At 58.9% G+C, this 25,302-nt stretch carries 25 protein-coding genes; 19 read left to right on the top strand and 6 right to left on the bottom strand.

Annotated elements, in window-relative coordinates:
• Positions 1 to 128: 128 nt before the first annotated feature.
• From OZ410_RS09685 to OZ410_RS09665, 5 genes are all read left to right on the top strand, one after another.
• Complete coding sequence (locus OZ410_RS09685) at positions 129 to 692, top strand: collagen-like protein (protein ID WP_277707759.1); 564 nt, start codon at positions 129 to 131, stop codon at positions 690 to 692.
• A 113-nt stretch (positions 693 to 805) separates the two neighbouring features.
• On the top strand, positions 806 to 1,297 hold the full coding sequence (gene msrB, locus OZ410_RS09680; protein WP_277707758.1) for a peptide-methionine (R)-S-oxide reductase MsrB: 492 nt from the start codon (positions 806 to 808) through the stop codon (positions 1,295 to 1,297).
• Positions 1,294 to 1,833, top strand: a complete 540-nt coding sequence (locus OZ410_RS09675) for a DUF1572 family protein (RefSeq protein ID WP_277707757.1) — start codon at positions 1,294 to 1,296, stop codon at positions 1,831 to 1,833. The genes msrB and OZ410_RS09675 overlap by 4 nt, the downstream gene beginning before the upstream one ends.
• 111 nt (positions 1,834 to 1,944) lie before the next feature.
• Positions 1,945 to 3,336, top strand: coding sequence for a dihydrolipoyl dehydrogenase (gene lpdA / locus OZ410_RS09670; protein WP_277707756.1), 1,392 nt, complete (start codon positions 1,945 to 1,947; stop codon positions 3,334 to 3,336).
• Between the two features lie 13 nt (positions 3,337 to 3,349).
• Complete coding sequence (locus OZ410_RS09665; RefSeq protein ID WP_277707755.1) at positions 3,350 to 3,646, top strand: DUF3817 domain-containing protein; 297 nt, start codon at positions 3,350 to 3,352, stop codon at positions 3,644 to 3,646.
• On the opposite strand, the gene aroQ is transcribed toward OZ410_RS09665, so the two are convergent.
• Positions 3,624 to 4,040 (bottom strand): type II 3-dehydroquinate dehydratase, encoded by a 417-nt coding sequence (aroQ, locus tag OZ410_RS09660; protein WP_277707754.1) that lies wholly within the window; start codon positions 4,038 to 4,040, stop codon positions 3,624 to 3,626. The genes OZ410_RS09665 and aroQ overlap by 23 nt on opposite strands.
• Positions 4,041 to 4,138: 98 nt before the next feature.
• Positions 4,139 to 4,654, bottom strand: a complete 516-nt coding sequence (locus OZ410_RS09655; RefSeq protein ID WP_277707753.1) for a porin family protein — start codon at positions 4,652 to 4,654, stop codon at positions 4,139 to 4,141.
• 122 nt (positions 4,655 to 4,776) lie between these two features.
• Here OZ410_RS09655 and xerD point away from each other — a divergent pair, with 122 nt between their 5' ends.
• The 4 genes from xerD to OZ410_RS09635 all read left to right on the top strand — a co-directional run bounded on the left by xerD (position 4,777) and on the right by OZ410_RS09635 (position 8,425).
• Positions 4,777 to 5,679: a site-specific tyrosine recombinase XerD gene (xerD, locus tag OZ410_RS09650; RefSeq protein ID WP_277707752.1), complete on the top strand. Its 903-nt coding sequence runs from the start codon at positions 4,777 to 4,779 to the stop codon at positions 5,677 to 5,679.
• A gap of 83 nt (positions 5,680 to 5,762) precedes the next feature.
• Positions 5,763 to 7,172 (top strand): amidohydrolase, encoded by a 1,410-nt coding sequence (locus OZ410_RS09645; protein WP_277707751.1) that lies wholly within the window; start codon positions 5,763 to 5,765, stop codon positions 7,170 to 7,172.
• Between the two features lie 103 nt (positions 7,173 to 7,275).
• Positions 7,276 to 7,770 (top strand): RNA polymerase sigma factor, encoded by a 495-nt coding sequence (locus OZ410_RS09640; RefSeq protein ID WP_277707750.1) that lies wholly within the window; start codon positions 7,276 to 7,278, stop codon positions 7,768 to 7,770.
• 4 nt (positions 7,771 to 7,774) lie between these two features.
• On the top strand, positions 7,775 to 8,425 hold the full coding sequence (locus OZ410_RS09635) for a hypothetical protein (RefSeq protein WP_277707749.1): 651 nt from the start codon (positions 7,775 to 7,777) through the stop codon (positions 8,423 to 8,425).
• Here the strand turns inward: OZ410_RS09635 and OZ410_RS09630 are convergent.
• Both OZ410_RS09630 and OZ410_RS09625 read right to left on the bottom strand, forming a co-directional pair.
• Positions 8,422 to 9,234 carry a lysophospholipid acyltransferase family protein gene (locus OZ410_RS09630; protein ID WP_277707748.1) on the bottom strand — a complete coding sequence of 271 codons (813 nt, stop codon included), beginning with the start codon at positions 9,232 to 9,234 and terminating at the stop codon, positions 8,422 to 8,424. The two genes, OZ410_RS09635 and OZ410_RS09630, sit on opposite strands and share 4 nt — an antisense overlap.
• A gap of 25 nt (positions 9,235 to 9,259) precedes the next feature.
• The gene (locus OZ410_RS09625) at positions 9,260 to 9,823 is read right to left on the bottom strand and encodes an NUDIX hydrolase (protein ID WP_277707747.1); all 564 of its coding nucleotides are present in this window, start codon (positions 9,821 to 9,823) and stop codon (positions 9,260 to 9,262) included.
• Between the two features lie 76 nt (positions 9,824 to 9,899).
• Here OZ410_RS09625 and OZ410_RS09620 point away from each other — a divergent pair, with 76 nt between their 5' ends.
• Positions 9,900 to 10,631: a peptidylprolyl isomerase gene (locus OZ410_RS09620; RefSeq protein ID WP_277707746.1), complete on the top strand. Its 732-nt coding sequence runs from the start codon at positions 9,900 to 9,902 to the stop codon at positions 10,629 to 10,631.
• A 3-nt stretch (positions 10,632 to 10,634) separates the two neighbouring features.
• On the opposite strand, the gene OZ410_RS09615 is transcribed toward OZ410_RS09620, so the two are convergent.
• Positions 10,635 to 11,249 carry a trimeric intracellular cation channel family protein gene (locus OZ410_RS09615; RefSeq protein ID WP_277707745.1) on the bottom strand — a complete coding sequence of 205 codons (615 nt, stop codon included), beginning with the start codon at positions 11,247 to 11,249 and terminating at the stop codon, positions 10,635 to 10,637.
• Between the two features lies 1 nt (position 11,250).
• On the bottom strand, positions 11,251 to 11,973 hold the full coding sequence (locus tag OZ410_RS09610; RefSeq protein ID WP_277707744.1) for an RDD family protein: 723 nt from the start codon (positions 11,971 to 11,973) through the stop codon (positions 11,251 to 11,253).
• Positions 11,974 to 12,010: 37 nt separating this feature from the next.
• Here OZ410_RS09610 and OZ410_RS09605 point away from each other — a divergent pair, with 37 nt between their 5' ends.
• The 9 genes from OZ410_RS09605 (at position 12,011) to OZ410_RS09565 (ending at position 25,294) form a co-directional block, all read left to right on the top strand.
• Positions 12,011 to 12,991, top strand: coding sequence for a stage II sporulation protein M (locus OZ410_RS09605; protein WP_277707743.1), 981 nt, complete (start codon positions 12,011 to 12,013; stop codon positions 12,989 to 12,991).
• Positions 12,960 to 13,913, top strand: a complete 954-nt coding sequence (locus tag OZ410_RS09600; RefSeq protein ID WP_277707742.1) for a hypothetical protein — start codon at positions 12,960 to 12,962, stop codon at positions 13,911 to 13,913. Before OZ410_RS09605 ends, OZ410_RS09600 begins: the two co-directional genes overlap by 32 nt.
• Positions 13,910 to 14,638, top strand: coding sequence for a DUF4129 domain-containing protein (locus OZ410_RS09595; RefSeq protein WP_277707741.1), 729 nt, complete (start codon positions 13,910 to 13,912; stop codon positions 14,636 to 14,638). The genes OZ410_RS09600 and OZ410_RS09595 overlap by 4 nt, the downstream gene beginning before the upstream one ends.
• A complete protein-coding gene (locus tag OZ410_RS09590) occupies positions 14,622 to 15,827 on the top strand; it encodes a DUF4350 domain-containing protein (RefSeq protein ID WP_277707740.1) in 1,206 nt (401 codons plus the stop codon). The genes OZ410_RS09595 and OZ410_RS09590 overlap by 17 nt, the downstream gene beginning before the upstream one ends.
• Before the next feature lie 3 nt (positions 15,828 to 15,830).
• Positions 15,831 to 16,850, top strand: coding sequence for an AAA family ATPase (locus OZ410_RS09585; protein ID WP_277707739.1), 1,020 nt, complete (start codon positions 15,831 to 15,833; stop codon positions 16,848 to 16,850).
• A gap of 11 nt (positions 16,851 to 16,861) precedes the next feature.
• A complete protein-coding gene (locus OZ410_RS09580) occupies positions 16,862 to 18,196 on the top strand; it encodes a DUF58 domain-containing protein (RefSeq protein WP_277707738.1) in 1,335 nt (444 codons plus the stop codon).
• 119 nt (positions 18,197 to 18,315) lie between these two features.
• Positions 18,316 to 19,590: a Zn-dependent hydrolase gene (locus tag OZ410_RS09575; protein WP_277707737.1), complete on the top strand. Its 1,275-nt coding sequence runs from the start codon at positions 18,316 to 18,318 to the stop codon at positions 19,588 to 19,590.
• Positions 19,591 to 19,661: 71 nt separating this feature from the next.
• Positions 19,662 to 21,863 carry a M28 family metallopeptidase gene (locus OZ410_RS09570; protein ID WP_277707736.1) on the top strand — a complete coding sequence of 734 codons (2,202 nt, stop codon included), beginning with the start codon at positions 19,662 to 19,664 and terminating at the stop codon, positions 21,861 to 21,863.
• Positions 21,860 to 25,294 carry a HEAT repeat domain-containing protein gene (locus tag OZ410_RS09565; protein WP_277707735.1) on the top strand — a complete coding sequence of 1,145 codons (3,435 nt, stop codon included), beginning with the start codon at positions 21,860 to 21,862 and terminating at the stop codon, positions 25,292 to 25,294. Before OZ410_RS09570 ends, OZ410_RS09565 begins: the two co-directional genes overlap by 4 nt.
• Positions 25,295 to 25,302: the final 8 nt, after the last annotated feature.

Raw genomic sequence — 25,302 nt, 5'->3', positions numbered from 1 at the left:
ACCAAAAGACAGCGCCAAGGGATGTTTACCGGATTCAGGGGCCGGCATCGCATTTTTGGAACGCTTTTTGAAACGGATATCCGAAAATACCATCCCGGGCCGCCCCCGGGAGTTAAAAACAAACCCTTATGAAAACATTCAGCACCTTCCTCGTGATTCTCATTTCCCTGACCACCCTGTCCTGCGAAGGCCCGGCAGGCCCTCCCGGCTTTGACGGCCGTGACGGCCTTGACGGGGCAGACGGCGTAAACATCCTGGGCAGCGTCTACGACATTGTCGGAGACTTTACCCCGGGCAACGACTACTCCCTGTTCTCTGTATTTTCCGAAGATGCCCCGGGCCTGGAGGTCTTTGAGACCGATGTGGTGCTGGTATACATCCGCTGGGAAGCGGTGGACGAGCCCAACGGGGGTGCTCCCATAGATGTATGGCGCCTGCTCCCGCAAACGCGCCTGCTGGACCAGGGCATCCTGCAGTACAATTACGACCATACCTTTCTGGACGTGAGTATCTTCCTGGAGTCGGACTTTGACCTGGCTACCCTGAGCCCCGGGGATACGGACAACCAGATTTTCCGGATTGCCATCCTCCCGGCCGACGGCCTGGGCGGCAAAGTGGACGTTTCCAATATGCAGTCCGTGCTCGATTACCTGGGCGTGAAGGAACAAACCATTCCCCGCATCCAGCAGTAAACCGAGCGTTAAAGTGTTGTCAAAACCCGCTGCCCCGGCAGTGGGTTTTTGCGTTTTCCCCTATTTTTGAAAGGAACAGCCTCTCCCAACGGACTAATGCTAAAAAAATGGTTATGAAACAGCTTATGATGGCCGCCCTGGGCGTGCTGCTTTTTGCCTGCCAGGGCCACTCCCAGAAGCCCGCAAACCCACAGGAAAGCGAGGCCGAATTTGCCGTAAACAAGACGGATGCCCAGTGGAAGGCCCAGCTTACCCCCCTGGAATACTACATCCTGCGCAAGGCCGGCACGGAAAATGCCGGGAGCAGCGACCTGCTGTACAACAAAGAAGACGGCACCTATGTGTGCGCCGGCTGCGGCACCCCGGTTTTTGAGAGCGCCCATAAATTCGATTCCGGCACGGGCTGGCCCAGCTTCGACCGTGAAATTGAAGGCAACGTGGCCTACAGCATCGATACCACCTATGGCATGCGGCGGGTGGAGGAACACTGCGCCACCTGCGGGGGGCACCTGGGGCACGTCTTCGAAGACGGCCCGCGGCAGACCACCGGGATGCGCCACTGCATCAACGGGGCTGCCCTGAACTTTGTCCCGGCAGAAAAATGAACCTCACCCAGGGCTTTATTCCCAGCGCAAGGACCGAATTCCAGCGCTACAAGGACCTGGGCGACCGGGCCCTGTCCCAGCTGAGCGATGCGCAGCTGTTTGCCTCCCCCGGGCCGGGTTCCAACAGTGCTGCCGTTATCGTGCAACACCTGGCGGGCAATATGCTCAGCCGCTGGACCCGTTTCCTGGAAGAGGACGGGGAAAAACCCTGGCGGAACCGGGAGTCGGAATTCCGGGAACCCGCCCAGGACCGGAAGGTCCTGATGGCCCGGTGGGAGGCCGGTTGGGAGTGTTTGTTCGAAGCCCTGGACCAACTGGAGGGCCTGCCGCCGGAAACCCGCCTGCATATCCGTGGGCAGGCCCATAGCCCTGAGGCTGCCGTAACGCGCCAGCTGGCCCATTACGCCTCCCACGTGGGCCAATTAATTTACCTGGGGAAATGGTTGCTGGGAGAGTCCTGGCAACCCTTAAGTATCCCCCCGGGGCAAAGCGAGGCCTTTAACCGCCGCATGATGGGACCTAGAGACCAGGCTTAACCCCAACAGAACCAACCCCTTTCACCCCCCTTAGGCCCGGGCCGTAAACCCCCGCCGTTTTTCGTGCGTGTTTCGTACCTTTGCGGGGCAAAATCGAGAAACAGATCACCTATGAATACCTTTGACATCATTGTTTTGGGAAGCGGCCCCGGGGGCTATGTAACGGCCATTCGGGCCTCGCAACTGGGATTCAAGACCGCTATTGTCGAAAAGGAAAGCCTGGGCGGGGTATGCCTGAACTGGGGTTGTATCCCCACCAAGGCGCTGCTGAAATCTGCACAGGTGTTCGAATACCTGCAACACGCCGGAGACTACGGCCTGAAAGTGGAAGGGGCGGACAAGGACTTTGACGCCGTGGTGAAGCGCAGCCGGGGCGTGGCCGAAGGCATGAGCAAAGGGGTACAGTTCCTGATGAAAAAGAACAAGATTGAGGTGATCCAGGGATACGGGACCCTGAAACCCGGGAAAAAAATCAGCGTAAAAGCGGCCGACGGCAAGGAAACCGAATACGGCGCCCAGCACATCATCATTGCTACCGGGGCCCGCAGCCGGGAACTGCCCAGCCTGCCCCAGGACGGCAAAAAGATTATCGGATACCGGGAAGCGATGACCCTGGAATCCCAACCTAAGAAAATGATCGTGGTAGGCAGCGGTGCCATCGGCATCGAATTTGCCTACTTCTACAACGCCATGGGCACGGAGGTGACTGTGGTGGAATTCATGCCCAACATTGTCCCTGTAGAGGACGAAGAGGTCTCCAAGCAACTGGAGCGCAGCTTTAAAAAGGCGGGCGTAAAAATCATGACCTCCGCCGAGGTAACCGGGGTAGATACCTCCGGTGCCGGGGTGAAGGCCACCGTGAAAACCCAGAAAGGGGAAGAAATCCTGGAAGCGGACATCGTGCTTTCGGCGGTAGGCATCAAGACCAACATTGAAAATATCGGGCTCGAGAACGTGGGCATTGCCACGGACCGCGACAAAATCCTGGTAAACGACTACTACCAAACCAACATCCCCGGGTACTACGCCATCGGGGACGTAACCCCCGGCCCGGCCCTGGCGCACGTGGCCTCTGCCGAGGGTATCCTCTGCGTGGAAAAACTGGCCGGGATGCATGTGGAACCCCTGGATTACGGCAACATTCCCGGGTGTACCTACTGTATGCCTGAGGTAGCTTCCGTGGGGATGACGGAGAAAAAAGCCCGGGAAGCCGGCTATGAGATCAAGGTGGGGAAATTCCCCTTCTCCGCAAGCGGGAAAGCCAAGGCTGCAGGGAATGCAGACGGGTTTGTCAAGGTGATTTTTGACGCCAAATACGGGGAATGGCTGGGCTGCCATATGATCGGCGCCGGCGTAACGGATATGATTGCCGAGGCGGTGGTAGGCCGTAAACTGGAAACCACCGGGCACGAAATCCTGAAGGCCGTACACCCGCACCCGACCATGAGCGAAGCCGTAATGGAGGCCGTGGCTGCTGCCTACGACGAAGTGATCCACCTGTAACCTTTCTCAAGGAATGCTCCCCATCTTCAGAGGAATAGCCATCCTGGAGGGCATCAGTTACCTGTTGCTCTTTGCCCTGAGTATGCCCCTGAAATACTGGGCCGGTATAGCCGAACCCAATATCTATATAGGGTATGCCCACGGGGTTTTGTTTATCGGGTACCTGCTGCTGGCCGCCTGGGTGTGGTGGCAGCGGAAATGGGGCTTTGGACGTCTGGCCTATCTGGTAATCGCCTCCCTGCTGCCTTTTGGCACTTTTTATGTAGAACGCCGCTGGCTACGGGATCTTAGTCCAGAAAGCTCCGGATAGCCAGGTCGTACCCCTGTAACCCGAAACCGAAGATGACCCCGCGGGCCCCTGCGGAAATATAGGATTCGTGGCGGAAGGGCTCCCTGGCAGCTACATTGGAAATGTGCACCTCCACTACAGGGGTGTCTACCGCTTTAACGGCATCCCCCAGGCCTACTGAAGTATGGGTATAGGCGGCTGCATTCAGGATAATACCATCGTAGGTAAACCCGACCTCCTGGATTTTGGAAATCAGTTCGCCCTCTATATTGGACTGGAAATACTCCAGTTGCACCTCCCGGAATTGCAGCTGCAACCCCCGGAAATAGTCTTCGAAAGTCTGCTTGCCGTACACCTCCGGTTCGCGTTTGCCGAGCAGGTTCAGGTTGGGGCCGTTGATGATGATCAGCTTCATGGGCATAAAACTAAGAAATTAAGCCCAGCCGGGTCCCTGCCGGCCAGGTAAAAAAAACGGGGGCGCCCGGCCCCCGCTTCTCTGCTATCTGAAAGGGTTCAGAAAAATTTGTAGCCGATACCCACCGACAGGTAATTCCCCCGGACTTTTACATCCTCAGGGCCGGTATAGGAATTATTCAGCTGGAAGGTGTACCGCGCCTCGGCAAAAAAGGCTTCCGTAATGTCCAGGCCAATTCCACCGGCCAGGTCAAACTCCACCCCGGTAAAATCTTCCGGTACGTCCTCCAGGGAGAAGACAAACTGCGGTCCGGCCTGCAAGTTCAGTTTGGGCGCAATCCCGAATTCAAAGAGGACCGGCAGCAGGATACCGTCGCTGCCATCGATGCTGGCATAGAGCAATTCGGGCTGCAGGCCCACCTTGTTGCCCACGGAAAATTCGGCAACCAGCCCCCCGTAAATCCCGGATTCATCCGCAGAAATGGTTACGCCGTCCGACTTGATACTGCCACGGGCATTCAGGTACCCGGCGGTAATCCCAAAATCGATGTCCTGGGCCTGAACCCCGGCAGTCAGGCCCAGCAGGGCCATGACAGTCAATACAATACGTCTCATATTTATTGTTTTAGTGATACTTCTAAGGTAGTATTTTTTCTGACAGGTTTCACCTACACCACCTGCGATTACAGGTATCTCTTCCTTTTCCTCGCACAGAACTATTCGGCTATCTTTACCAGGTGAAGTGGGAACAGGCCATAGCCGATTATATCCATTACCTCCGCCTGGAACGGGGCCTCTCCGAGCATTCGGTAAGCAACTACCGGCGCGATGTACGGAAGCTGGCCGACTACGCCTGCAGCCTGGAACCTGCAGTAGGCCCGCTGGAGACCACCCGCCACCACCTGGAAGGGTTCGTCCACGAGCTGGGCAGCCGGCTGCAGGCCCGCTCCCAGGCCCGGGTCATTTCCGGGCTGCGCGGGTTTTTCGATTACCTCCTTTTTGAAAAATACCGGGAAGACAACCCCATGGAATGGATCGAATCCCCCAAGATTGGCCGGAAACTCCCGGATACGCTAAGCGTGGCGGATATCGACCGGATGATTGCCGCCATAGACCGGTCCAAACCGGAGGGAGAGCGGAACCTGGCCATCGTGGAGACCCTGTACGGCTGTGGGCTTCGGGTTTCCGAATTACTGGACCTCCGCCTGAGCGACCTGTTTTTTGAGGAAGGCTTTATCAAAGTCACCGGCAAGGGCAGCAAGGAGCGACTGGTGCCCATAGGAGGACACAACATCCGCTGCCTGGAGCGCTACCTGCGGGAAATCCGCCCCCACTGGCGCCCGGAGAAGGGCCATGAGGACCAGGTCTTCCTGAACCGGAGGGGCAAGCGCCTGACCCGGGCCATGATTTTTACCGTGGTACGTGACCTGGCTGCCCGCAGCGGGATCGGGAAAAAGGTAAGCCCGCACACCTTCCGCCACTCCTTTGCCACCCACCTGCTGCAAAACGGGGCGGATATCCGGGCCATCCAGCAAATGCTGGGGCACGAGAGCATCACCACCACCGAGGTGTACATGCATATGGACCGGGGCCACCTCACCGAGGTTGTGGAGCGGTACCACCCCCGGAAATCCCTGTAAGGGGGTGTGCCACGAAGCCCTTCCGGGGCTTGTATAACCCGGGCGGGTTTGTATCTTTAAGGAATCCAAAACCAACATCCGAAATGAAACGAATCTACACTTTTGGCCTGGCCCTGTGCACCCTGGCGCTGCACGCCCAGGACAAGGCCCTGAGCGGGCTGGATGCCAAAGCCGGGAAGTATGCAGACATTGCCCTGCAGATCTGGGACTGGGCAGAAATGGGATACCAGGAGGAAAAGAGTTCCGCCCTGTTGCAACAGACCCTGAAGGACGCGGGCTTCCGGATTGAAACGGGCATAGCCGGGATACCCACCGCTTTTATGGCCGAATACGGTAGCGGGGGTCCGGTAATCGGCATCCTGGGCGAGTACGATGCCCTGCCGGGGCTTTCCCAGCAGGCGCTGCCCGAGAAGAAATCCGCCGGAGGCGTAGCCGGGCACGCCTGTGGCCACCATTTGTTCGGCACGGCTTCCGCCGCCGCAGCCATTGCGGTGAAGGATTGGTTGATCTCCAGCGGGAAAGCCGGAACGGTGCGCTTTTACGGTTGCCCGGCCGAAGAAGGCGGGGGCGGTAAAGTCTACATGACCCGAGCCGGCCTTTTTGACCAGCTGGACGCCGTGCTGCACTGGCACCCGGGCGCCGCCAACGGGGCCAGCGCCGGGGCTTCCCTGGCCAACAAATCTGCCAAGTTCCGGTTTTATGGGGTTTCCGCCCATGCGGCAGCCGCCCCGGAACGGGGGCGTTCCGCTCTGGACGGGGTGGAAGCCATGAACATGATGGTGAACCTGATGCGGGAGCACATCCCCCAGGAAACCCGGATCCACTATGTGATAACCGACGGGGGGAAAGCCCCCAACGTGGTGCCCGATTTTGCAGAAGTATACTATTACGCCCGCCACAACACCCGCGAAGTGGTCCGGGAAGTTTTTGACCGCATTGTAAAGGCCGGCGAAGGGGCTGCCCTGGGTACAGGCACCCGCATGGAGTACGAATTGATCAACGGGGTTTACGAAACCCTCCCCAATGTGACCCTGCAAAAGGTCATGCACCAGACCCTATCCGAGGTGGGCGGGATGACCTATACCCCGGAGGAAAAGGCCTTTGCCGAAAAAATTGCGGCCTCCATGGGCATTGAACTGGACGAGGCAACCGCGGCTTCCGTAGCCCCGTTCCGGGAAGAGAGCCGGGCATTCGGCTCTACGGATGTGGGGGATGTGAGTTTTGTGGTGCCTACCGTGGGCCTGCGCGCCGCCACCTGGGTACCCGGAACCCCGGCACACAGCTGGCAGGCCGTGGCCGCCGGGGGCACCAGTATTGGTACTAAAGGGATGATGATTGCCGCCAAAACCCTGGCCCGGACAGCCATCGAATTGTTGTCCCAACCGGAAATCCTGACCCAGGCCCGGATGGAATTCGAAAACCGCAGGGGCCCTGACTTCCGGTATGAATCCCTTTTGGGGGACCGGGCACCTGCCCTGGATTACCGGAACTGACCCGAAATAATACCTTTACGGGGGGGCATGCCCCCCCTTTTTTTCATCCGACTGTAACGAAAGTCACCCCCGGGCTACTTATAGGCACAACCTCCAACCCCGCGTGAAGAAGGAACTCGAACATCAATTCGTTTCCCTGCTGGAAAGCAACCAGAATATCGTACACAAGGTCTGCAGCCTGTATACGAACAACCCGGAAGCCCACAACGACCTGTTTCAGGAGATTGCCATCCAACTCTGGAAGGCCTACCCGAAATTCCGGGGGGATTCCAAGTTCAGCACCTGGATGTACCGGGTGGCCCTTAACACGGCCATTACCCTGTACCGGCGGTCTAAAAAGCAGCCCAAAACCCAGGATTTTGATACGGTGGTATACCGCATCCGCGCAGAACAGTATGACCCCACGGAAGAGCGGCAGCTTAAACTGATGTATGACGCCATCAGGGAACTGGGAGACATAGACAAGGCCCTGGTCTTTCTCTACCTGGAAGACAAGGGCTATAGCGAAATATCGGAAACCCTGGGGATTACCGAAGTAAACGCCCGGGTGAAGATGAATCGCATCAAAACCAAACTAAGAACCATTCTCAATCCGTAAGGCCATGATGGACGAACTGGATTTACTTAAAAAAGACTGGCAGCAGCGGGAAGAAGCCCTTCCCCGCCTGTCCTTCGACCAGCTCCACCGTATGATCTGGAAGCGCTCTTCTTCCCTAGTCCGGTGGATCTTTTACATCAGCATCATCGAATTTATCGTGCCCCACCTGCTGTACCTGGTCCCCTCCTTCCGCAACGGCAACGGCTACGACGTGGCCCGGGACCTGGGCATACAGACCGAGCTGATTGTGGTGACGGTAATCCAGTATGCCGTGGTGCTCTATTTTATCGTGCAGTTTTACATGCGATACCGGGAAATCTCGGTGCTGGAAGATGCCAGCCGACTGATGGACCGGATTATCCGGACCCGTCGTACGGTTAAGCACTACGTGATTTTCTGCCTGAGCATGATCCTGGTAATCTTCGGGGTCTTTATTGCCGGCATGTACTTCTCCGACAACCTGGTGGGGGCCCTGCACCTCCACCCGGATGCAGACCAGGACCCGGTACAACTCAAATGGCTGGTGATGGGTATCATGGCCGTGCTGGCCATCCTCTTTACCGCCCTGATGGGCGGGATTTATTTCCTGCTTTACGGGTTGCTTACCCGCAGGCTATATGCCAACTACAAGGAACTGAAACGGCTGGACCACTAATTCCTGCCGGGGCGCCAGCGACGCTCCTCGTGGGCCGCTTCATAGGCAAGTAATTCTTCCTTGGGGATAACCTTAAGGAATGAAGGATGCTGCTCAATGGCGTATTCCAGCTTTTCGATAATGGACTCCACGGATTCCCCGTCGTAGTCAATCTCCAGCGGCGGCTTGATCACCATAGACTGCAGGATGCCTTTCTTTTTGACGAACAACCCCTTTTTATCGAAGGAGCGGCGGAACCCGTCTATGACCACAGGAACCACATGGGGCTTGTATTTTTTGATGATGTGGGCCGTGCCCTTGCGAATGGGCTTCCAGGGGGTCGTGGTACCTTGAGGGAAAGTGATCACCCACCCGTCTTTAAGGGCGGTCCCGATATTGGTGATGTCGCTCATACGCACCTGCCGGTTCACATTCTCCCCGTCTGCCCTCCAGGTTCGTTCAATGCTGATGGACCCCGCATAGGCCAGGATCTTGGTGAGCAGGCTCTTGCCCATGGTTTCCTTGGCCGCCACATAATAGATGTTGAGCTTGGGGTTCCAGAGGTAACCCACATTCTTGATGTTGTCCACCCGCCCGCTCAGGCTGGCGTTAAAAACGTGGAACATGGCCACCACATCCGCAAAATAGGTCTGGTGGTTGCTCACAAACAGTACATTTTCGCCGGGCAGGGACCTCAGGATTTCAGAGCCCTCAATCTCCAGCTTGTTAAAGCCTTTATAGCGCTGGTGGGTAAGTACCCCCATGATGCGGATCAACCATTTCTTAAGCAGCAGGATATGGCCAAACGGATTTCGTTTCAAAAGTCCCATAGGGTGTAAATTTACGAATTTAGGGTCAGACCACCTGCCTTAAAAGGCTCCGAAGCTCGCTCAAAATCATGGCTGTGGCCCCCCATACAATATGCCCCTGAAATGTAAAAGCCGGAACCTCAATACGATGGGCATAAGAGGTGGTCATGGGGCGGGAGACGATATTTTCCGGCCCCAAAAGCTCCTGCACCGGCACTTCGATAAGCCCGGCCACCTCTTCGGGGTCCGGCCTGAAGTTCGGGCGCGCCGTACAAAGCCCCACATGCGGGCTAACCGTATAGTTGCTGGGCGGGATATACAGCGGGCTGAGCGGCCGCAGGCATTGCACGTCCCCCTCGGGCACGCCAACTTCCTCACGGGTTTCCCGCAGCGCAGTTTGCAACAGGTCCTCATCTTCGGGTTCCCGACCCCCGCCCGGAAAGGCAACCTGCCCGGAATGCACCCCCGGATAGGTGGGACGCACGATGAGCAACAGACGGGCCAATGTATCCTGGCCCGGGTAAAACAAGGCCATAACCCCGGCCTGCCGGGCCTGGTCCGGGATGGATTCCATGGCCTCCAGTTCCTTTACCCGAACCTGGGGCGCCATCTGGTAATGGGCCTCCCGGCCAGGAAGGGGAAGATTCTTTATTTTTGCAAGCGAACGGGAAAAACGGTTATAGTCCATGAAAATCAAAAACATCCTCCTGCTGACCGTCCTGGCCACCGGGCTGTTCTGCGGGTGTAAGGAACAAAATAAATCCGTGCCGGCCAAGGTGGAGGCCCGGGATACCGCCCCTGCGGATACCCTGAAAAAGGATACGGGTGAAACCCGGGACGCAGCGCGGGAAAACCCCGCAGACACCCTGGTGCTGGACGAGGACAATGCCATCCCCTTTTTCTTTGAATACCAGAAAGGGCTAAAAGCCAACCGGGTACGGCTAACCACCAGTATGGGCGCCTTTACCGTGGAGCTCTACGACAATGTGCCCTACCACAAGGCCAATTTTATCTACCTGGCCCGGAAAAAATACTTCGACAGTACCATGTTTCACCGGGTGGTGCCGAAATTTATCATTCAGGGTGGGAATGCCGACAACCTGAAAACCGCCCTGAAGCGCAAGGCCATTGGGCGTTACCTGCTGCCCCCGGATACCCGCAAAGGATACAGGCACCACCGGGGCACGCTTTCCATGCCCTCCAGCGAGATCGACAACCCCCATATGCTGGCCTCGCCCTTTGAGTTCTTTATTGTGGTAACCGACCCCGGCTCCTACCACCTGGATGGTTCTTATACCCCATTTGGGCGCGTAGTGGAAGGGATGGACGTAGTGGATGCCATTAACCAGGTAGAGATTGACGACGGGGAGTGGCCCATGAAAAACGTCTACATCCTGAAGGCGGAAGTCCTGGAGTAAGCCTTAGATGCGCTTGCGGTAAATATCGGGCAGGGCAATCTTAAAGCGCACCGCCAGCAGCCGGATCAGGATTACGGCGCCAATCCCGGCCAGGTAGGCATAGGCCTCGGGCAGGCCGGCCCCCAGCAGGACAAAGTACAGGGCCCCGCCGGCTATACAGGCCGTGGCGTAGATTTCCTTGCGGAAGATCACCGGGATCTCGTTGCAGAGGATATCGCGGATTACCCCCCCGAAACAGGCTGTCATGGTGCCCAGCACCACGCAAATTAAAGGGGAAAGGCCCGTGGCCAGCCCTTTCTCGATCCCCACCAGCGTATATAACCCTATGCCCAGGGTATCGAACAAAAACAGGGATCGCCTCAGGTACCGCAACCGGCTCTGGAAGAGCACGGCAAAGGCCGCGGTTGCCAGGATCAGGTAGAGGTATCGGGGGTCCGCCATCCAGCGCACGGGCACATCGCCGATCAGCAGGTCGCGCAGGGTACCCCCGCCAATGGCGGTAACCGCCGCAACGATGACTACCCCAAAGAGGTCCAGTCGCTTTTCCATGGCCACCAGCACCCCCGAAATGGCAAAGGCTGCGGTCCCCAACATATCCAGGGTTGTGAAGAAAACCATCCTAGCCCCGGGTATAATATGAATAATCCTTGAGCACGGCGTCCAAATAGGGCTTGTCGTAAAGGTCCGAGCCGGTCTGCAGCAGGCCTTCCACTTTTTCCCGGAGGGCCTTCAGGGTACCGTAATCCCCGCTCCTCCGGGCCACCCCGTAAATCTCCTTGATCAGGCGAACGTCGCGGTCACTCAGGCGGGTCACCTGGGGGAACACAGGACTATATTCCTGCTCCAGTTCCTCCAGGATGGTATGGTCAATGCGCGTTTTGCGCTTGTTGTTGACCACCACCGTGCCGGCGGCCGCATCCCCGATACGCTGGTAGGCTTCCGAGAAGAGCATGGAGAGCAGCCCGATGGAACCGAAAAACAGCCAGATATCGACCAGGCGCAGCATCCACCGCACCAGGTAATTGCTGAATTGCACCGGAGCCCCGTCCCGCCGTACCACCCGGATCTTCAGGATCATTTTCCCCACGGTTTGCCCGTTGAATATACTCTGCAGTACCAGGCTGTAGCAGAAGGCCGGCAGCATCATCAGGGAGGCCAGGCCAATTCCGGTCCAGCCATCGTCAAAGACCACCCCAATGGTATCGGCAATCTGGCTGACCAAGAGGGCATATAACAGGAGGATGCCGCCATCCACCAGAAAGGCCAGGATGCGCTCCCCTACCCCGGCCAGGGTGTATTCCAGGTTTACATTTTGGGTAGTCGTTATTTGGAGGTTGGCCATTTAATCCTATTTTTAACCGAAAGCCCTCTTACAGCCTATGCGCGAAGCAGCTTTTGTCAGGCAAAATAAGGAAAAATGGACCGCATTCGAAAAGGCGTTGCAACAAGGCGGCGGGCTGGCCCCTGACGCCCTGGCGGATGGCTATATCCACCTGACCAACGACCTGGCCTATGCCCAGACCTATTACCCCGGGAGCAAAACCCTGGAATACCTGAATGCCCTGGCATCCGAAGCCCACCAGATAATCTACCGGAACCGAAAGGAAAGCCGGAACCGGCTGTGGCGGTACTGGACCCATGAATTTCCCCATTTTTTCGGGCCCCACCAGCGTACCCTGGGGCTGGCCCTGCTCATCTTTGTACTGGCCGCGGCCATCGGCTCGCTTTCCGCCCTTAACGATGCCAGTTTTGTACGCCTGATCCTGGGAGACGCCTATGTGAACCTCACCCTGGACAACATCGCCCAGGGAAACCCCACCGCCATATATAAGAGCGGCGGGGCACTGGGCAGTTTTCTCGGCATCACCATCCACAACATCCGGGTAGCCCTGCTGGCCTATGCGCTGGGGGTAACTGCCGGGATCGGCACCGCCTACCTCCTGTTCAACAATGGGGTGATGGTTGGGGCCTTTATCACCTTTTTTTACAACGAAGGGGTTTTTGTGGAAGCCAACAAACAGATCTGGCTTCACGGGGCATTCGAGCTTTCGGTTATCGTAGTGGCCGGTTGTGCCGGGCTGCTTATGGGCAAAGGCCTGCTCTTTCCCGGAACCTACCCCAGACGGCATTCCTTTATGCAGGGGGCCAAGGATGGGCTGAAAGTCCTGGTGAGTACCCTGCCTTTCTTTGTGGTGGCCGGCTTTATTGAAGGTTTTATTACCCGCTATTCCGAAATGCCCCTCTGGCTGGCGCTTATACTCATTGCTGCCTGCTTTGGCCTGATCCTGTTCTATTATTTCATCTATCCCAGATACCTAAACACGACCCATGCAAAACCCAGCCCAACCCCCCTTCCTTGACCTTCGGGTAAACCGGGATTTTGGGGAAATCCTCACCCTGTATTTTGTGTTCCTGAAGCGGCATTTCAAACCCTTCTCAAACATTTTTATCCAGTATAACGGCCTGTTTATGATCGGGTTGATGCTATGCAGTTATCTGTTGGTTTCCGGATTTTCGGGTATCATTAACGGGGTTGGGAATATGCAGATGGGCGTAGAAAGCGAGGAGGTGGCTTCCAGCAGTACCCTTATGATGGTGGGCGTCCTGGGCTACGTGCTTATTGTGGCCCTGGCAGCCGCCCTGAATTTTGCACTGGCCAGCGCCTATATGAACCACTATCAGGAAACCGGGGGCGAAACCCCAACGGCAGGCACCCTCTGGCGCAGCATACGCGGGGAACTGGGAAACATTATCCTGTTTGTGCTGCTGGCCATGGGCATCCTGTTGATGACCTTTGTGGTAGGCTTTATCCTGGCCCTTATCCCGATTGTAGGGACCCTGGCCTATTACGGCCTGATGTTCTTTGTAAGCGCCTGGCTGGGGGTCTCCCTCTTTGCCCTGATCTCGGAAAAAAAGGGCCTGGGCAGCGCCCTGGGAGAAGGCTGGGACCTGGTGATGAAATCCTTCTGGACCTGTGTGGGAGTGAATTTTATCCTGGGCATTCTGAACTACATCCTCTTGCTCCTGCTGATGACCGCTCCCGGGGTTTTGATTGGTATTTACGCCTTCCACCAGTTTGAAACCCTGGGCCAGCAGCGCATGGAAGAACTGGATACCCTGATCTTTACCGTAGGGGTAGGCATTCTGATGATTGCCGGGCTTTTCCAGCAGGCCCTTTCCCAATGGATTAACGGGGTATTGTACAACAGCCTGCACGAAAAGAAATACAACCTGAACACCCGCCGGAAAATTGAACTGATCGGCCAACCCGAAACCCCTTGATCCCAGTCTCAGACCCCATATCCATACCCCGCCAAGCCGGGGCTCAGGTTTCGGATTCGGTTCGGGAGGTGGCTGCGGACACCCTGGGGCCGGGACAGGTACGCAGCTTTGAGCCGGGCCTGAATGAGCGATATTCCGGTTCAGATTTCGATTACCTGCGGCCGGAAGGGGCAGCGGAAAATTACCTGGCCCGTTTTATCAATGCGGTAAGCCGCTGGCTTTTCGACACTTTTGGGGTGGAACTGCCCCCCGGCTGGGCAGCCGTGTTGGAATACGTGATCTATATTCTTTTGGGCGCCCTGGCCATCTACCTGGTGGTGCGCTACCTGATACAGGCCCCTTTTGGACAGTTGTTCCGCAAAGAGGCCGAGGCCCCGCAAAAAGCCATCTGGACCGAAGAAGCCCTGGAAACCACGGACCTGGATGCCCTGCTGGAGACCGCCCTGGCGGCCGGGGATTACCGCATGGCCGTCCGGTACCGCTACCTGCGGCTGCTGCAGCAGTTGCAGCGCGCCGGGCGAATAGCCTACCACCCGGAAAAAACCAACTGGGATTACCTTTCGGAAATATCGGATGCCGGGCTGCGCCATTCCTTTGCCCAGGCCTCCCGCATTTACGAATACACCTGGTATGGGGAACAGGCCCTGAACCCGGAAGGCTACGGGAGTGTGGCCCACCTCTTTGAAACCCCTAACACCCCGGCGCTGGATGCAAAAAAGCAGTAAAATCCTGTTGCTCCTATTCGGCCTTTCGGTCCTGGGGATTGGCATTTTCGAAGTCAGCCGGCCCCGGCCCCTCAACTGGCGGCCAGACTTTACGCGTACCTCCCGGGATCCTTTTGGCTGCTACGTCCTCTACCAAGAACTCCCTGGCTTATTCCCCGAGGCCGGGGTTACCCCTATAAGCACCGACCTGTATACCTGGCTGCGCACCCGCGACACCACCCGCAAGGCCTCCCTGGTAGTAATCAATGAACAGGCGGACATGGACCCAACCCTGGCCTATGCCCTGCTGGATTTCACCCAAAAGGGGAATTCGGTACTGATCAGCAGCCACACCTTCGGGCAAACCCTGGAAGACAGCCTGGGCCTGACCGTGGCTTCCGAATACGGCTTTGGCTCGGAGGCCGTGGAAGTACGCCTGGAAGGCAGGGCCTGGGACAGCCTGAACCCCACCCTGGACAAGGGCTACCTGCGCACCTATTTTACCGCTGTGGATACTGCCCGGGCGATTGCCCTGGGAGTCGTCCGTTTTGAAGCGGCAGACTTTGCAACGGGTAATCCCGTAGCCCAGGAACGGTTGAATTTTGTCCGCCTGCCCGTGGGGGCCGGGCAGCTGTTGTTGCACACCACCCCTTATGCCTTTGGCAACTACCACCTGCTGGGACCTGGCGGCCCCTATGCGGCCGGGGTTTTCTCTTACCTGGACAACGCCCCCCTGTTCTGGGACAACTCCATGAAGAGCGGCCGGGTGGTGGTGCAGTCGCCCCTGCGCTTTATCCTGGCTCAGGACGCCCTGCGGTGGGCCTATTACCTGGCCCTGACCGGGGGCCTGCTTTTCCTGCTGGTGCGTTCGCGCAGGCAGCAGCGGATCATCCCCCTGATGCCCCCGCCCGAAAACACCTCCGTGGCCTTTGCCCGGACCATAGGCGACCTGTATTTCCAGCATGGGGATGCCACAGACCTGATCCGGAAGCGGATCCGGTTTTTCCGGGAAGCCCTGCGCTCGAAGTATTTCCTGAAGTGGGACGACCAGGACGGCGGCCTGTCCCGCCGCATAGCCCTGAAATCCGGGGTGGCGGAAACCGCTGCCGAAAACCTGCTGAAAACCATCCGTCAACTGGAACGGAAGACCACACATACCGAATCGGACCTGCTGCGCCTGCACCGGCTCCTGGAACCTTTTAATCTATGACACATGGCTTCAACTGAAGAAAACCCGAACCCCGCCCCGGAAGGGGGCAACCCCCTGGAATTTACCAACCGCGTAGACCTGGAACGCCTGCGCCAGGCCGTTACCGCCATTAAGGAGGCCTTTGGCAGCGTCCTGGTCGGGCAGCAGGACATGGTGGAGATGCTTATCATCGCCATGCTGGCAGAGGGGCATGCCCTCATTGAAGGAGTGCCCGGCATTGCCAAGACCCTTACCGCCAAACTCCTGGCACGGACCCTGGACGTGGGCTTCAGCCGCATACAGTTCACCCCGGACCTGATGCCCAGCGACATCCTGGGCACCTCCGTTTTCAACCCCAAAACCGGGGATTTTGAATACAAGAAAGGCCCGGTGTTCTCCAATGTGGTGTTAATCGACGAGATCAACAGGGCGCCCGCCAAGACCCAGGCAGCCCTCTTTGAGGCCATGGCCGAAAAGCAGGTGAGTATGGACGGAGTCACCTACCCCCTGGACCCGCCTTTCCTGGTGGTGGCCACCCAGAACCCCATTGAGCAGGAAGGCACCTACCGCCTGCCGGAGGCCCAACTGGACCGCTTTCTGTTCAAAATCGACATTGGCTACCCGGGGCGGGAGGAAGAAGTGGAGATCCTCAGGCGGAAACACCAGCTGCAGGGCCGGGAGGAAACAGCTACGGTACCCCCGGTACTCACCGCGGCACAAATCCGGGAATACCAGGCTAGTATTCACCAGTTGGTGATCAAAGACCAGCTCCTGGAATACATCGCGGACATTGTGGGGCAAACCCGGGAACACGGGAGCCTCTACCTGGGCGCCTCGCCCCGGGCTTCGATTGCCATCATGCTGACCGCCAAGGCCCAGGCTGCGGTGAGGGGACGGGATTTTGTGACCCCGGACGACATCAAGCGCGTGGCCCCGTACGTGCTGGGCCACCGTATTGTCCTGACCCCGGAACGGGAAATGGAAGGGGTTACCCCGGCAGAAGTGATCCGCCAGATCCTGGACGGGTTGCAAGTACCCCGATAAACCCGAAGCCGATGCGAACCACCCTGCGCAACCTGTTTTTGAGCCCCCGCTTCTTTGCCCTCCTCTTTGGGCTGGCAGGCCTGTTTATCCTGGCCTACCTCCTGCCCGGGCTCATGGGTCCGGCCCGGGTAGTTGCCCTGGCCCTTGGCGTTGCCATAGGTGCAGATGCCCTGTTGTTGTACGGGTCCCGGGGCCGGGTAGAGGCCAAACGGGAATTGCCCGAACGCTTTTCCAATGGCGACCTGAACCCGGTTCAGCTCTACCTCCGCAACACCTACCTCTTCCCGGTGCGGTATACCCTGATCGAAGAGCTGCCCGTACGGCTGCAAATCCGGGATTTCAGCCGTAGCGGCCGCCTGGGATCCGGAGCTGCTCACTCCCCTGTATACGAGCTTCGGCCTACAGAACGGGGCCGGTATACTTTTGGCGCTTTGCACGTCCTGGTGCGCTCGCCCCTGGGGTTGCTGGTACGCCGCTTCAGTACGCCGGGAGGGCAAACCGTGGCGGTATACCCTTCCTTCCTCCAACTGCGGAAATACGAGCTGATGGCGATCTCGAACCGCCTCACCGACCTGGGGCTCAAACGCATCCGCCGTATTGGGCATACCCTGGAGTTCGAACAGATCCGGGAGTATATTCCGGGAGACGATGTGCGCAACCTGAACTGGAAAGCCACTGCCAAACGCGGGCAGTTAATGGTGAACCAGTACCAGGACGAAAAATCCCAGCCCATTTACGCGGTTATCGATACCGGCCGGGTGATGCGTATGCCCTTTGAAGGGATGAGCCTGCTGGACTACGCCATCAATGCCGCCCTGGTACTGAGCCGGGTAGCCATCCGCAAACAGGACAAGGCCGGGCTGATGACCTTTAACCGGCGCGTGGAAAACCGGGTGGCGGCAGACCGCCGCAGCTCCCAGATGCAACGCCTGCTGGAAACCCTGTACCACATCGATACCGACTTTGCCGAAAGCGATTTTGCCCGCCTTTACACGGACGTGAAGCGCCAGCTGAGCCACCGTAGCCTGCTGTTGCTTTTTACCAATTTTGAAACCCTGGACGCCCTAAGCCGCCAACTGCCCTATTTGCAAGCCCTGCAGCGCCAGCACCTGCTGGTGGTGGTCTTCTTCCAGAACACGGAACTGGAGGCCTTTAGTCAGCAGTCGGCGGAAAACGTGCGCGGCGTTTACCAGCAAACCATAGCGCGCAAATTCCTGTATGAGAAGAAACGTATTGTCCGGGAACTGAACCGGCACGGCATACAGGCCCTTCTCACCCGCCCGGAAGACCTGACGGTGGCCACGCTCAACAAGTACCTGGAGATCAAGGCCAGAGGGATGCTTTGAACCCCGGCAGAATCCCAGGGAGTTTTGTACCTTGCCCGGTACCAATCGTTTTTCTCATGTCCACTACCACCCAATTCCCATTTTCCCATTTTCCCGCACGCACAATCCTGGCTCTCTTCATGGGCGTTTTCTGCTGTGGGCTGATTACCGGCCACGCCCAAGAGGCGCTGCGCGTAAATCAGGACAGGCTGCAAGGCACCCTGGAAACCCTGGCCACCTACGGCAAAGATGCCAGCGGGCAACCGAACCGGGTGGCTTTCAGCGACGGGGATATCCAGGGACGCGCCTATGTGGCGGGGCTCATGAAACAGGCCGGGTTGCAGGTGCGCACAGACGCTGCCGGCAACCTGATCGGCACGCGCCCGGGCACGGTGGCCGGACTGAAACCCCTGGGGCTTGGGTCCCATATTGACATGGTACCCCACGGCGGCAACTACGACGGGTGCGTGGGCAGCCTGGCAGCCATAGAAGTAGCCCGGGTATTACAGGAAAACCAGGTACAAACCCGCCACCCCCTGGAGTTTATCATCTTTTCCAATGAGGAGGGCGGGGTAATGGGCAGCCGCGCCATGGCCGGCGCCCTGAAGCCGGAGGCCCTGCAAGTGGTCAACAGCACCGGGTATTCCATGGGGCAGGGCATACAGCGGCTGGGCGGCGACACCACCCGCCTGCAGGAAGCCATCCGGCCCAAAGGGAGTTTTGCCGCCTTTCTGGAGCTCCACATTGAACAGGGGGGCATCCTGGACCGGGAAGGAGAAGACATAGGGGTGGTAGAAGGTATTGTAGGCTTGCGCTGGTGGGACGTTACCGTGAAGGGGATGGCCAACCATGCCGGCACTACCCCCATGGGGCTGCGGCAGGATGCCCTGCTGGCTGCAGCCCGTTTTATACAGGCGGTAAATGAAGAAGCCAAGGGGATGGACGGGAAACAGGTAGCCACAGTAGGGCGCATTGCTGCCTACCCGGGGGCCCCCAATGTTATCCCGGGAGAAGTGGTGCTGAGCCTGGAGATCCGGGACCTGTCCGATGCCGTCATCGACGCCCTGTACGAACGTATTCTGGAACGGGCCTCCGCCATTACCCAGGACAGCGGTACCACCTTTGCCTTTGAAGCCCTGGACACCACCGGGAAACCCGCCCTGACCGACCCGCGAATACAGCAGACCATTCAGGAGGCCGCGGACGCCCTGGGGCTGTCGCGCCGCAACATGCAAAGCGGGGCCGGGCACGATGCACAGGACATGGCCCTGATTGCCCCGGTGGGGATGATCTTTGTCCCCAGCAATGGTGGCATCAGCCATTCCCCGGAAGAATACACCTCCCGTGAAGATATGGCCCACGGAGCCGATGTATTGCTGCATACCCTGCTACTCCTGGACCAGAGCTGGGACTAAAGTGTATTTTTTACATTTGAAGGGGCTGGCTTTGGGTTCAAATTGCTATCTTCCCTCTTCAAACCCTTCCGATGAAAAAGCTCCTTTTCCTGGCCGTGGCGTGTGGGATCACCTACTGGGCTACCGCCCAGCAGATTACCGGGTTTACCCCGGACCAGTCCAAGGCCCAGCACCAACTCGAAGCAGCCTTTGACGCCCTGCTCTCCGCCGACTCCCTGGAGTCCTGGATGCAGCGGATGGCGGCAGAACCCCACTGGGTGGGCACCCCTTACGGTGAGGCCAATGCCCGCTGGATGCAGCAGCAATTTGCCTCCTGGGGGTACGACGCCCGCATCGAAACCTACCAGGTACTATTCCCCTACCCCAGGGTCCGCCTGCTGGAAATGACTGCCCCGGAATCCTTTTCGGCTTCCCTGAAAGCCGTGCCCGTGGAAGGCGACCCCTACACCCAGCAGGGAGACGCCCTGCTGCCTTCCTACAACGCCTTTTCCACCGACGGGGATGTGGAGGCCGAATTGGTCTTTGTGAACTACGGGATTCCCAGCGATTATGAAGAATTGGAACGCCAGGGCATTGATGTGAAAGGAAAAATCGTGATCGCCAAGTACTATGGGTCCTGGCGGGGGATCAAACCCAAACTGGCGGCAGAAAAAGGGGCCATCGGCTGTATCATATACTCCGACCCCAAGGACGATGGTTACTACCGGGGGGATGTTTACCCCGAAGGAGCGTTCAAGAATGCCACCGGGGTGCAGCGAGGCTCCGTGATGGACATGCCCCTCTACCCGGGGGATGTGCTCACCCCGGGCTATGGCGCTACTGCCAGGGCCAAACGCCTGAAACGCGAAGAGGCCCCCACCATTACCAAAATCCCGGTACTCCCCATTTCCTATGCAGATGCAGAACCCCTGCTGCGGGCCCTTGGCGGGCCGGTGGCACCGGAAAGCTGGAAGGGCGCCCTGCCCCTGACCTACCACATCGGGCCGGGGCCTGCCCGGGTACGCCTGAAACTGGAATTTGACTGGAAATTACAGCCGGCCCACAACGTCATTGCTACCCTTAAAGGTGCCCAGTACCCGGACCAATGGGTGATCCGGGGGAACCACCACGACGCCTGGGTGCACGGAGCGGCAGACCCCGTGAGCGGGATGGTGGCCCTGATGGCCGAAGCCAAAGCTGTGGGGATGCTGGCCCAAAAGGGGCAACGCCCGGCACGGACCCTGGTGTATTGCGCCTGGGATGCGGAAGAACCCGGCCTGATCGGGTCTACCGAATGGGTCGAAGACCACCTGCCCGAACTACAGGAAAAGGCAGTGGCCTATATCAACACCGACGGCAATGGCCGAGGCTTCCTCGGTGCCGGCGGCTCCCACAGCCTGCAGACCCTGGTGGCCGAGGTAGCCGGGGCGGTAACCGACCCCCAGACCGGGGTGAGCATCCTGGAACGCCGGGATGCCCGCATCCTGGTGGGCGGGGGCAAAGCCGGCTTCAACCTTTCTGCCCTGGGCTCCGGGTCGGACTATACGCCCTTTATCCAGCATGCGGGCATCGCTGCCCTGAACCTGGGCTTTGGAGGGGAAAATGCCGGGGGCGAATACCATACCATTTACGATACCTATACCCACTACAAGCGGTTTAAGGACCCGGAATTTGCCTATGGGGTGGCTTTGGCCCAAACCGCAGGCCGCGTGGTGCTCCGGTTGGCCAATGCGGAGGTGTTGCCCCTGGATTTCAAGCCCTGGCAGCACACCCTGGAAACCTACCTGGAGCAGGTAATGGAAACCGCCGAATCCCTTCGAAAGGAAGTAACCCAACACAATGCCCTGGTAGCCCGGAAGGCCTATAACCTGGCGGCAGACCCTACCCGGCCCCAGGCAGCGGCCGAAGCAAAACCCGCCATCCCTTACCTGGACTTCTCGCCCCTGCAGAATGCCCTGGCCCAACTCCACACCACCGTGGATGGCCTGGACCTTGCACGGGCCCATGCCCTGACCCCAAAACAGCGGGAGGCGGTAAACCGCAAACTCATGGCCGCAGAACACCAGCTAACGCGTGCAGAAGGCTTGCCCCGGCGGCCCTGGTACAAGCACCAGATCTACGCCCCCGGCTTTTACACCGGGTATGGGGTAAAAACCCTGCCCGGGGTACGCGAAGCCATCGAACAGCACAACTGGGGAGAAGCCCAGTCCCAGATCCAGCACCTGGCCACTACCCTAAATGGGATGGCCCAATACCTGACCCAACTCCAAAACGATCTCAATACGCCCAAATGAAAACCCTGATACCGCTTTCCAACCTCTCCATTTCCAAAATGGGATGGCTGGCCCTGATAGGCCTGGCCTTTCTGTCTGCCGCATGCGATTTTACCCCGGATAAACCCCTGGAGACCCCCCTGGTGATCGCCCAGCCGGATAGTATTGCCGAGCCCCTTGCGCAGGAAGCCCGCACCTCGGTGGCGGCCCGGGTGATCGACGGGATGCAGCTGAGCCTTTGGGCCTCGGATTCCCTGGCTCCTGACCCGGTGGCCATGGACATTGACCGCTGGGGGCGTATTTACCTGACGCGGACCAACCGCCAGAAAAACTCCGAATTCGATATCCGCGGGCACCGCGACTGGATGACCGCTTCCATTGGCCTGCAATCGGTGGAGGACCGCCGGGCCTTCCTACAGGAAACCTTTGCCCCGGAAAAAAGCGCGGAAAACGAGTGGCTCAAGGATCTGAACCAGGATACAATTCACGACTGGAGGGACCTGCGGGTGGAAGAAGACGAGGTCTGGCGCCTGGAAGACCGATCCGGAAACGGGACGGCGGATGTTGCCACGCGCATCCTGAGCGATTTTCACGAAGAGGTCTCCGATGTGGCCGGGGCCCTGCTGGTACAGGACGATGCCATTTACGTGGGCATTGCCCCGGATATGTGGCGCCTAACAGACACCAACGGAGATGAAGTACTGGATACCAAAGAATCCCTGGCCACCGGTTTTATGGTGCACATCGGTTTTGGGGGCCACGGTATGTCCGGGGCCATCATGGGCCCGGACGGGAAACTGTACTGGGGCATAGGCGATATTGGCGCCAGCATTACGGCCCGGGACGGCAGCAAGCACCATTACCCCAACCAGGGGGTGATTGTACGCTGTAACCCGGACGGGAGCCATTTTGAGGTTTTTGCCCGCGGGCTGCGCAATACCCACGAGTTTGTCTTTGACGCCTATGGCAACCTGATTACCTCGGACAACGACGGGGACCACCAGGGCGAAAGCGAACGCCTGGTGTACCTGGTGGAGGGCTCGGATTCCGGCTGGCGGACCAACTGGCAGTTCGGCAAGTATACCGACCCCAAAAACAACAGCTACAAGGTGTGGATGGACGAAAAGCTCTACCTCCCCCGCTGGGAAGGGCAGGCTGCCTACATTATCCCGCCCATCCAGAATTACCATAACGGCCCCACCGGCATGGTCTACAACCCGGGCACAGCCCTGGGCAGCCGCTGGCAGGACAAGTTCTTCCTGGTGGAATTTATTGGCGACCCTGCACGCTCCCATATCTGGGCCTTCGACCTGCAACCCCAGGGGGCCGGCTTTGCTTTGAAATCCGAAGCGGATGTATTGAGCGGCGTACTGCCTACCGGGATCCGCTTTGGCCCGGACGGGGCCCTGTACCTGGCCGACTGGATTAACGGGTGGAATACCAAAAATGCCGGGCGCGTCTGGAAACTGGACGTAACCCCGGAGGAAGACGACCTGGCCGTTCAACGGACCGAAACCCGCCGGCTGATCCAGCTGGATTACGGGGACCAGGATCGGGAAACCCTGGCCGGGCTGCTGGAATATGCAGACATGCGGGTACGGCAAATGGCCCAGTTTGAACTGGCCGGCCGCGGGCGCCGTGGCTACCAGACCTTTAAGGAGGTCCTTGAAAACAGTGCGCATCCGCTGGCGAAAATCCACGCCATCTGGGGTATCGGCCAACTGGCCGAGTCCAAGCCGGAATTGGCTGAAATCCTGCTGCCCCTGCTTTCATCCGACGATCCCGAACTTACGGCCCAGGCCGCCAAGGTACTGGGGAATGTGCGCTATGCCGAAGCCGGCGCAGCCCTGCTCCCCTTGCTGGAAAACCAGCCCCCGAGAGTCCAGTTTTTCGCCGCCCAATCCCTGGGGCGCCTGGCCTATGCGCCAGCTGTAGAAGCCCTGATTGAACTCCTGGCTGCAAACGACGACCAGGACGTATACCTGCGGCACGCCGCCGTCCTGGCCCTTTCCCGTATCGGGGAAGTTGACCCTATCCTGGCCCTGGCCACTTCACCGAACCCCAGCCTCCGCCTGGCCGGGGTACTGGTCCTGCGCCGGTTGCAACACCCGGGGATCACCCGTTTCCTTTCGGATTCGGATCCCTACATCCTGGCAGAAGCCGCGCGGGCCATCAACGACGACTGGTCCATCCCGGAGGCCCTGCCTGCCCTGGCGGCCCTGCTTGACCGTGAAGGCCTGGATTCCGAGCCCCTGATGCGAAGAGCCATTAACGCCGCCCTGCGCACCGGGACAGAAGAAGACCTGGACCGCCTGCTGGCCTATGCCCAACGGGAAGATGTGCCAGCCGTCCTACGGGGCGAAGCCCTGGCGGCCCTGGGCAGCTGGGCCAACCCCTCAGTCCTGGACCGGGTTACCGGTCGCTACCGCGGCCCTGCTGAGCGCGATGCCGCCCTGGTTACCGGCAAGGTTTCCGACCAGATTCCTTCCCTACTGGCCAGTACCGACCCGGCTATCCTGGCCGGAACCGGACAGGTGATCCGGGAACTGGGGATTACCGGCCACAATGCCCGCCTGCGGGAACTCTTTGACCGCCATTCGGACGGAGCTACCCGGGCCGCCCTGCTGCAAACCCTGAGGAGCCTGCCGGACGAGAGGATCGGAGACTACCTGCGCAAAGGGCTTGCAGACCCCTACAACGGGGTTCGCACCACGGCCATTAGCCTGTTGCCAGTACTGGACCTGCCTGCCGATGCCCTGCCGGGGATCGTAACACCTATTTTTAAAGAAGGTTCCGTAGGCGAACAACAGGCCATGCTGGCTACCCTGGCGGAAATGCCCCTGGAAAAAAGCGAACCGGTGCTGGGCAGCCTGCTGGAAGATGCCACAAAGGACCGTATAGCCCCCGGGGCTATCCTGGACCTGATCGAAGCGGTGGAAGCCACCGGGTCTCCCGCTCTGATGGCCGGCCTGGAAACCCTAAAAAACAGCGGATACTCCGTGGATTCTTTCCAGGAAACCCTTTACGGCGGCAGCTGGTGGGCCGGGCAATCCGTCTTTACCAGCAACCCGGCCGCCCAGTGTGTGCGCTGCCATGCCGTTAATGGCGCCGGCGGGCAGGTAGGCCCGGCCCTGGATTCCATTGCCAGCGTCCTTAGCAGGGAAGAAATCCTGGAATCCCTGATCAATCCCAACGCGCGAATAGCCCCGGGCTACGGATCCGTAAGCCTGACCCTGACCGACGGGCAGCAAATCAGCGGGTTGCTGCTGGAGGAAGACCCCCAGACCCTGGTACTGCAGGGCGAGGAGGCCGAACCCCTGCGCATCCCGGTATCCCGCGTGGCCAAACGGACCAACCAGCCCTCGGCCATGCCGCCCATGGGCCGGGTCATCAGCCGGCGGGAATTGCGCGACCTTATGGAGTATTTGGGGAGCCTGAAAGGCAATCCCTGATCCTGTAT

Origin of the sequence: Robiginitalea aestuariiviva, assembly GCF_029537735.1 — a bacterium.
Taxonomy (GTDB): Bacteria; Bacteroidota; Bacteroidia; order Flavobacteriales; family Flavobacteriaceae; genus Robiginitalea; species Robiginitalea aestuariiviva.
Note: the sequence above shows the minus strand (reverse complement) of the source record. Positions and strands in the feature narration are given on the sequence as shown.